Origin of the sequence: Streptomyces sp. NPDC059567 (assembly GCF_042735655.1) — a bacterium.
Taxonomy (GTDB): domain Bacteria; phylum Actinomycetota; class Actinomycetes; order Streptomycetales; family Streptomycetaceae; genus Streptomyces.
On sequence record NZ_JBHWBS010000089.1, the window covers coordinates 25,313 to 33,174 of the forward strand.

The window sequence follows — 7,862 nt, forward strand, 5'->3', positions numbered from 1 at the left end:
CACCAGTGACACGAGTAGGAGTGACCCGTGCGCACACCTCTGGTCTTCGCCGTCTCGGCCGCCCTGGTGGCCGGGACGGCCCTCGGGCTCGCCCCCGCCGCCCACGCCGCCGGGCCCGGCATCCGCTTCGTCGACATCGCCGGAGACGGCGGCACGATCCTCAAGGCCAACATCGTCACCCCCGCCGGCGCCGACGGCTCGACCCGCTACCCCGTGATCGTGCTCCCCACCAGCTGGGCGATGCCGCAGATCGAGTACCTCGCCCAGGCCAAGAAGCTCGCCGACTCCGGCTATGTCGTGGTCAGTTACAACTCGCGCGGCTTCTGGCAGTCCGGCGGCGAGATCGAGACCGCCGGACCGAAGGACGTCGCCGACGCCTCCAAGGTCATCGACTGGGCCCTCGCCAACACCCCCGCCGACCCGGCCAAGGTCGGTATGGCCGGGGTCAGTTACGGAGCCGGGATCAGCCTCCTCGCCTCCGCCCACGACAAGCGGATCAAGGCCGTCGCGGCCCTGAGCGGCTGGGCCGACCTCATCGAGTCCATCTACAGCGGCCGCACCCAGCACTTCCAGGCCGCGGCCCTGCTCGGCGGCGCCGGCTACCTCACCGGCCGCCCCGGCCCCGAACTCCAGCGGATTCTGGGCGACTTCCTCTCCTCCAACCTGGCCAAGGAAGAGGAGATGATCGCCTGGGGCAAGGAGCGCTCCGCCGCCACCTACCTGGACCGGATCAACGCCAACGGCGCCGCGATCATGCTCGGCAACGCCTGGGGCGACACCATCTTCCCGCCCAACCAGTACGCCTCCTTCTACGAGAAGCTCCAGGGCCCCAAGCGCCTGGAGTTCCGCCCCGGCGACCACGCCACCGCCGAGGCCACCGGCCTGTTCGGGCTGCCCAACGACACCTGGACCAGCACCCAGCGCTGGTTCGACCACCACCTCAAGGGCGTCGACAACGGCATCGACCGCGAGCAGCCCGTCCAGCTCAAGTCCCGGTCCACCGGCGGCTACGAGGGCTATCCGGACTGGAAGTCGGTGGGCGCGAACGAGCGGAAGATCGCCCTCGCCGGCACCCAGAGGATCCGGGCGAACGTCGACTCCGGCGCCAACGGCGGCATCGTGCTGCTCTCCAACGCCCTGGACCAGTTCCTGAAGACCCCGCCCGTCGCCTCGATCCCGCTCCTCCCCCGCCCCTTCGCCGGTGTCTGGCAGTCCGAGCGGTACGACACGGCCCAGCGGGTGCGCGGCACGGCGAAGCTGCACACCACGGTCACCTCCACCAAGGAGAGCGGCACCCTCGTCGCGTACCTCTACGACGTGGGCCCGCTCGGCCTCGGCAAGCTGGTCAGCAATGCCCCGTACACCTTCCACGGCAAGACACCCGGCAAGCCGTTCGCCGTCGACCTGGATCTGTTCTCCACCGCCTACGACGTGCCGGCGGGCCACCGTCTCGCCCTGGTCGTCGACACCGTCGACCCGCTCTACATCGAGCACAACCCGACCGGCGCACAGCTGACCTTCTCCTCCCCGTCGGCCGACCCCTCGTACGTGTCGGTCCCGCTGCGGGAGAAGTGATCACCGGCTGCTGCCGGACGGGTTCGGCTCCATGCCGGCTGCTGCGGGGCTCCTAGGGCCCCGTGGGAGGACCCCCACCCGGCAGCAGCGTCTCTGGTTCGGCCGGGCGGACGTCCGCGGCCTTGGTTTTGGGACTGCGACGCTCCATCCGGGCCACCCAGGTGGCGAACCAGGAGAGCAGCATGCACATCCCGATGTAGATCGGCGAGATCACCATCACGACGGGGATGAACGGCAGATCGTAGTCGAGGTTCGACGCGATCAGCTTGCCCGCGTGCAGGAACTCCTCGTAGGTGATGAGGAAGCCGAGCGAGGTGTCCTTCAGGGCCACCACCAACTGGCTGATGATGGTCGGCAGCATCGCCCGGACCGCCTGCGGCACGAGGACGTAGGTCATGACCTGGGTCTTGCGCATACCGAGTGCGTACGCCGCCTCCCGCTGGCCGCGGTCGACGGTGTCGACCCCGGTGCGGAACACCTCGGCGAGCACCGAGCCGTTGTAGAGGGTCAGTCCGGCGACCAGTGCCGGCAGCGGCTGGACCTTCAGCGCCACGAAGATGAAGAAGATCATCACGAGCACGGGCATGGCGCGGAAGAACTCGACGAGCAGCGTCGAGACCCAGCGGAACACCGCGCGTTCCGAGAGGCGTCCGGTGGCGAGGACGGCGCCGAGCGCGAGCGAGAGCACCGAGGCGTACGCGAAGGCCGTGAGGGTGTTGCGCAGGCCGCGCAGCAACAGCTCCTGGATCCCGATGTATGCGAAGGGCGACCACTTCGTGGCGGTGAACTGCTCGGTGTCGAAGAGGAGATAGAGGATCCAGCCGGCCAGGGCCAGGATCGCGACGGTGGAGACGACGCCGTAGAGCCGGTGCCGCTTGCGGGTCTGTGGGCCGGGGATGTCGTACAGGGCGGTGGACTCGGTCATCGGGCGACTCCCCAGCGCTTCTCCAGGACGTTGAAGATCGCGCTGATGGTGAGGGTGATGATCAGGTATCCGACGGCGATCCAGACGAAGGTCCAGACGATGTTGTAGCCGAGCTCGCTCAACGTCTTGTAGGTGCCGAGGAGTTCGTTGACGCTGAAGGCTCCGGCGATCGCGGAGTTCTTGGCGAGCGCGATGAGCGTGGAGCCGATGGGCGGGATGACGGAGCGGAACGCCTGGGGCAGGACGACGGCGTTGAGGGTCTGTCCGAAGGTCATGCCGAGGCTGCGGGCGGCCTCGCCCTGGCCGCGCGGAACGGTGTTGATGCCGGAGCGCAGCGCCTCGCAGATGAAGGCCGAGGTGTAGCAGCCGAGCGCGAGGACCGCGAACAGCTCGAAGGGGAGCACGAGTCCGAAGCGCGGCAGGCCGAGCATCACGGCGAAGAAGAGCAGGGTGAGCGGGGTGTTGCGCAGCACGGTGACCCAGACCGTGCCGAAGACCCGGAAGGAGCCGACGGGCGCGACGCGGAAGGAGGCCATCACGAAGCCGAGCACGAGGGCGAGGGCCGAGGAGTAGACGGTGAGTTCGACGGTGCCGAGGAAGCCTTCGCCGTAGAGCGCGAAGTTCTCTGTCAGGACGTCCATGCCGGGGGGCCTCCTCCTCAGCTCGCCGGGTAGCGGTCGATGGGGGGCGGCTGCGGGGCGGGGACCCCGGAGAGGCCGAGGGTCGCGTCGTACGCCTTCTTCCAGTCCCCGTTCTTCTCGTGGACGGCGAGGGCGTCGTCGAGGGCGAAGCGCAGGGCGTTGTCGCTGCGCGGGACGCCGATGCCGTACGGCTCCTTCGAGAACGGCTTGCCGACGACCTTGAGTTCGTCGGGGACCTTGGCCGCGTAGCCCATGAGGATCGTGTCGTCGGTGGTGACCGCGTCGACCTGGTAGGTGAGCAGGTTGTCGACGCAGACGGAGTAGGTGTCGTAGGCGACGAGGTCCGCCTTCGGGTAGTCCTTCTCGATGCGCTGGTACGGGGTGGATCCGGCGGCCGAGCAGACGCGCTTGCCGTCGAGGTCCTGCGGTCCGTCGATGTCGTTCTCGTCGGTGCGGACGAGCAGCGACTGACCGGCCATGTAGTAGGGGCCGGCGAAGCCGACGAGCTTCTTGCGGTTGTCGTTGATGGTGTAGGTGCCGACGTAGTAGTCGATCTGGCCGTTCTGCAGGGCGGTTTCGCGGTTGGCCGAGGCGATGGTCCGGAACTCGATCGTGGCCGGGTCGAAGCCGAGCGAGGCCGACATCATCTTGGCGATCTCGATGTCGAAGCCCGAGTACCGTCCGGTGGCCGGGTCCTTCTCCCCCATGTAGGGCTGGTCCTCCTTGGCGCCGACGATCAGATGGCCACGCTCCTTGGCCTTCCGCCAGGTCGGGGATTCGGGCAGCTGGAACCCCGACTGGACCTGGTAGACCGGGAGTTCGTCGGGCTGCGGGCCCTTGACGGGCGGACTTCCCTCCTTGCCGCAGGCGACCAGCGTGGTCACGGCGGAGGCGAGCAGCGCGAGGACGGTGAGAGCGCGTCGCGTACGGTGCATGGTGCCCCGCCCCCGTTCAGTGCTTGAGGATCTTGGACAGGAAGTCCTTGGCGCGCTCGCTGCGCGGACTGGTGAAGAACTCCTCGGGGGTGCGGTCCTCGACGATGCGGCCGTCGGCCATGAACACGACGCGGTTGGCGGCGGAGCGGGCGAAGCCCATCTCGTGGGTGACGACGACCATGGTCATGCCCTCCTGGGCGAGCTGCTGCATCACCTCCAGGACCTCGTTGATCATCTCGGGGTCGAGGGCGGAGGTCGGCTCGTCGAAGAGGAGCGCCTTGGGGTCCATGGCGAGCGCGCGGGCGATCGCGACGCGCTGCTGCTGGCCGCCGGAGAGCTGGGCGGGGAACTTGTCGGCGTGGGCGGCGAGCCCGACCCGGTCGAGGAGTTCGCGCGAACGCCGGTCGGCCTCCTCCTTCTTGCGCTTGCGGACCTTGATCTGCGCCAGGGAGACGTTGGCGAGGACGGTCTTGTGCGCGAAGAGGTTGAAGGACTGGAAGACCATGCCGACCTCGGCCCGCAGCCGGGCCAGCGCCTTCCCCTCGGCGGGGATGGGCTCTCCGTCGATGAGGATCTCGCCCGCCTCGACGGACTCCAGTCGGTTGATGGCCCGGCAGAGCGTCGACTTGCCCGAGCCGGACGGTCCGATGACCACCACGACCTCCCCGCGACCCACGGTGAGGCGGATGTCCTGCAGAACGTGCAAGGTGCCGTAGTGCTTGTTGACGTCACGCAGCTCGATCAACGGATCGACGACGGCCATACGCTGCCCCTGCCCCCTTCTCGGCTGTGGCGAGGTCAGCGCAAACTATCCAGCATAAAAAGGGACTTCATACCCGACACGCATGAAAACGGCATTAGCCGTATTTACTGCGGAGCGGTGGCCCGAGACCCGTTCGGGGCGGCTCAGAACTCGGCGGCCTCCGCGTACACCTGGGACAGTTCGGGTGATCCGCCGACGGCCCAGTCGAGCCCCGCCGTCACCACGTCGATCTCCCGCCCCGAGGCCAGCCGGACCACCGGACGACCCCCCGGCCACACCTGCCAGGCAGCGCCCGGCACCGTCCGCACGATGACCGTCCCCAAGTACAGCCCGGCGTCATTGCCGATCCAGGGCAGCTCCTCCGGATCGTCCCGCCAGCGCGGCGTGAGCTGGTCGATCGCCACCAGCGAGCGCGGGGTGTCGTCCAGCCTCACCCCCGCGGCCTGGGCCCTGGCGCGCAACAGCTCGCACTCGGCGAGCAACTCACCCACCCCCTCCGGATCACGGTCGAAGGCCGCGGCCAGGGGGGATTGATCGGCCTCGGGCCGCTTGCGCCAGATGTCCAGGAACGGGATGTTCATCCGACCAGCGTCGCACTGCACCCTCCCGTGACACCACCCGGCGCGCGGAGATCGTCCCGGCCCGGGCGGCCCGCCGCGTCGCCTCCCGTCCGGGCGGACACCCCCCTAGGGTGAGGCGCATGTCTGAGCCCAAGGACCCTCCGGCCGGCCCGCGGCGTGGCCGGCGCAACGCAACCGTCGCGCTCGTACTCACCCTGGCATGTGCCTCGACCACCGCGTTTCTGACCACACGGGAGGCACCGTCCGCCTCCGCACCCGACACGGGCAAGGTCTCGGCCGTCGCCGAGCAGCGTGCCACGAACGCCTTCCTGCGGGCGCCCGGCTCGCCGGTGACGGTGATCGCCCACCGGGGCGCCTCCTCGGCCGCGCCCGAGAACACGCTCGTCTCCGACGAGGTCGCCCGCAGGGGCGGCGCCCGGTGGATCGAGAACGACGTCCAGCCGAGCCGGGACGGCGTGCCGTACGTCCTCCACGACACCACGGTCGACCGCACCACCGACGGGACCGGGCCGATCCGCGGACTGACCTCCAGGCAGCTGGACCGGCTCGACGCGGGCTCCTGGTTCGCCCCCGTGTTCACCGGCGTACGGGTCCCCACCCTCGCCGCCCAGCTGGACGATCTGCGCCTGCGCGGCGGGAACCTGGTCCTTGAGATCAAGGGCAGCCACAGCCGCGACGAGGTGGCGCGGATCGTCAAGGAGGTACGCGACCACGGCATGGCCGGCCGGGTGCTCGTGCAGAGCTTCGACCCCGAGGCGCTGCGGCACACCCGCGCGCTGGCACCCGAACTCCCCCTCGGCCTGCTGCGCGACACGCTGGACCCCGACCCGGTCGCGGTCGCCGCGGAGCTCGGACTGAGCGCCTACAACCCGGCCGTCGCCCAGCTCACCGCCCACCCCGAGGCGGTGGGGAAGCTCCACGCGGCGGGGGTGGCCGTGATGGCCTGGACGGTCGACAGCGCGGACCGCTGGAAGACCCTGGAGGCGCTCGGCACCGACGGCATCATCACCAACCGCCCGGCCGAACTGTCCGGCTGGAATGCCGCCTGGGCCCAGGGCCGTCAGGCGGGGTCCACGCCCTAGACGTCCAGGTCGACGACGACCGGTGCGTGGTCGGAGGCGCCCTTGCCCTTGCGCTCCTCGCGGTCGACGTAGCCGTCCTTGACCGCCTCGGCGAAGGGCTTGTTGCCGTAGACCAGGTCGATGCGCATCCCGCGGTTCTTCGGGAAGCACAGCTGGCGGTAGTCCCAGTACGTGAAGGGGTGGTCGTACTTCAGCGGCCGCGGGACCACGTCCGCGAGGCCGACCTCGCGGAGTCCGGCCAGCGCTGCCCGCTCCGGGTCGGTGACGTGCGTGAGGCCCTCGAAGGCGGCCCGGTCCCAGACGTCGTCGTCGGTCGGCGCGATGTTGTAGTCGCCCAGGACCGCGAACGGCCGCTCCCCCGCGGCGTCCTCGGCGACCGCCGCCTGGAGCGCCTCCAGCCAGCGCAGCTTGTACGCGTAGTGCTCGTGGGCGACCTCGCGGCCGTTGGGCACGTAGACCGACCAGACGCGGACCGGTCCGCAGGTCGCGGAGATCGCCCGGGGCTCCTGCACGGTCTCGTAGTCGGGCCCGCCGGGCAGGCCGGTGACGACGTCCTCCAGGCCGACCTTGGAGAGCAGGGCCACGCCGTTCCACCGTCCGGTGGCGTTCACCACCGACTCGTACCCCAGCTCACGCAGCTCGTCGGCGGGGAACTGCTCGACGGTGCACTTGGTCTCCTGGATGCACAGCACGTCCGTGCCGGTGCTCTCCAGCCAGGCCAGGAGTCGGGGCAGGCGGGCGGTGATCGAATTGACGTTCCAGGTCGCGATGCGCATGAGCGCAAGCCTAACGAAGGGGTGTGACAGTCACCGTCCTCGCGGCCCGGTGGATCACAGCTCGGTCGAGTCGCCCGGGGTCAGCCGGCCGTGGTCCGTGCCGCCGAGGGCGCCGATCTGCCGGTCGTAGATGGGCCGGGCGAGGTCGGTGAGCAGGGCGTCGTGGATGTCGAAGGCCCGGCGCGGCTTGACCTCGCGCACGTAGTCGATCACTTCGGAGATCTTGTTCCAGGGGGCCATCACCGGCAGCATCAGCGTGTCCACCGGGTGGCCGGGGACGGTCAGCGCGTCGCCCGGGTGGAAGACGGAGCCGTCCACGAGGAAGCCGACGTTCGTGACCCGGGGGATGTCCGGGTGGATCACCGCGTGCAGCTCGCCGTGGACCTGGACGTCGAAGCCGGCCGCGGTGAAGGAGTCACCGTGGCCGACGGTGTGGACGCGGCCCGGGAAGGCGGCCGAGAGCTTCTCCGCGTGCCGGCGCCGCGTGGCGATCTCGGGCGCCGGGGGGGGCTCCAGAGCGGGCCCCCGCCCGTGCGCGGCGACAAGTTGTGGGGGGTGGGGGGGGTCGGGGATGAAGTGCGCGC

At 69.9% G+C, this 7,862-nt stretch carries 9 protein-coding genes; 2 read left to right on the top strand and 7 right to left on the bottom strand.

Annotated elements, in window-relative coordinates; genetic code table 11:
* Nucleotides 1-27 precede the first annotated feature (27 nt).
* Entirely contained in the window at nucleotides 28-1,575 is a 1,548-nt protein-coding gene (locus ACFVZW_RS29545; protein WP_384527492.1) for an alpha/beta fold hydrolase, read from the top strand.
* A 52-nt stretch (nucleotides 1,576-1,627) separates the two neighbouring features.
* On the opposite strand, the gene ACFVZW_RS29550 is transcribed toward ACFVZW_RS29545, so the two are convergent.
* The 5 genes from ACFVZW_RS29550 to ACFVZW_RS29570 all read right to left on the bottom strand — a co-directional run bounded on the left by ACFVZW_RS29550 (nucleotide 1,628) and on the right by ACFVZW_RS29570 (nucleotide 5,420).
* On the bottom strand, nucleotides 1,628-2,500 hold the full coding sequence (locus ACFVZW_RS29550) for an amino acid ABC transporter permease (protein WP_384527495.1): 873 nt from the start codon (nucleotides 2,498-2,500) through the stop codon (nucleotides 1,628-1,630).
* On the bottom strand, nucleotides 2,497-3,141 hold the full coding sequence (locus ACFVZW_RS29555; RefSeq protein ID WP_384527498.1) for an amino acid ABC transporter permease: 645 nt from the start codon (nucleotides 3,139-3,141) through the stop codon (nucleotides 2,497-2,499). Before ACFVZW_RS29555 ends, ACFVZW_RS29550 begins: the two co-directional genes overlap by 4 nt.
* 17 nt (nucleotides 3,142-3,158) lie before the next feature.
* Complete coding sequence (locus tag ACFVZW_RS29560; RefSeq protein ID WP_384527500.1) at nucleotides 3,159-4,076, bottom strand: glutamate ABC transporter substrate-binding protein; 918 nt, start codon at nucleotides 4,074-4,076, stop codon at nucleotides 3,159-3,161.
* Between the two features lie 16 nt (nucleotides 4,077-4,092).
* Nucleotides 4,093-4,839: an amino acid ABC transporter ATP-binding protein gene (locus tag ACFVZW_RS29565; protein WP_384527504.1), complete on the bottom strand. Its 747-nt coding sequence runs from the start codon at nucleotides 4,837-4,839 to the stop codon at nucleotides 4,093-4,095.
* Between the two features lie 143 nt (nucleotides 4,840-4,982).
* Nucleotides 4,983-5,420, bottom strand: a complete 438-nt coding sequence (locus tag ACFVZW_RS29570) for a DUF6278 family protein (RefSeq protein ID WP_384527507.1) — start codon at nucleotides 5,418-5,420, stop codon at nucleotides 4,983-4,985.
* A 119-nt stretch (nucleotides 5,421-5,539) separates the two neighbouring features.
* Here ACFVZW_RS29570 and ACFVZW_RS29575 point away from each other — a divergent pair, with 119 nt between their 5' ends.
* Entirely contained in the window at nucleotides 5,540-6,502 is a 963-nt protein-coding gene (locus tag ACFVZW_RS29575; RefSeq protein WP_384527509.1) for a glycerophosphodiester phosphodiesterase, read from the top strand.
* Here ACFVZW_RS29575 and ACFVZW_RS29580 read toward each other — a convergent pair.
* The gene (locus ACFVZW_RS29580) at nucleotides 6,499-7,278 is read right to left on the bottom strand and encodes an exodeoxyribonuclease III (RefSeq protein WP_384527512.1); all 780 of its coding nucleotides are present in this window, start codon (nucleotides 7,276-7,278) and stop codon (nucleotides 6,499-6,501) included. The two genes, ACFVZW_RS29575 and ACFVZW_RS29580, sit on opposite strands and share 4 nt — an antisense overlap.
* 54 nt (nucleotides 7,279-7,332) lie before the next feature.
* Nucleotides 7,333-7,862: MBL fold metallo-hydrolase (locus ACFVZW_RS29585; RefSeq protein ID WP_384527515.1), on the bottom strand; the 530-nt coding region annotated here is incomplete at its 5' end.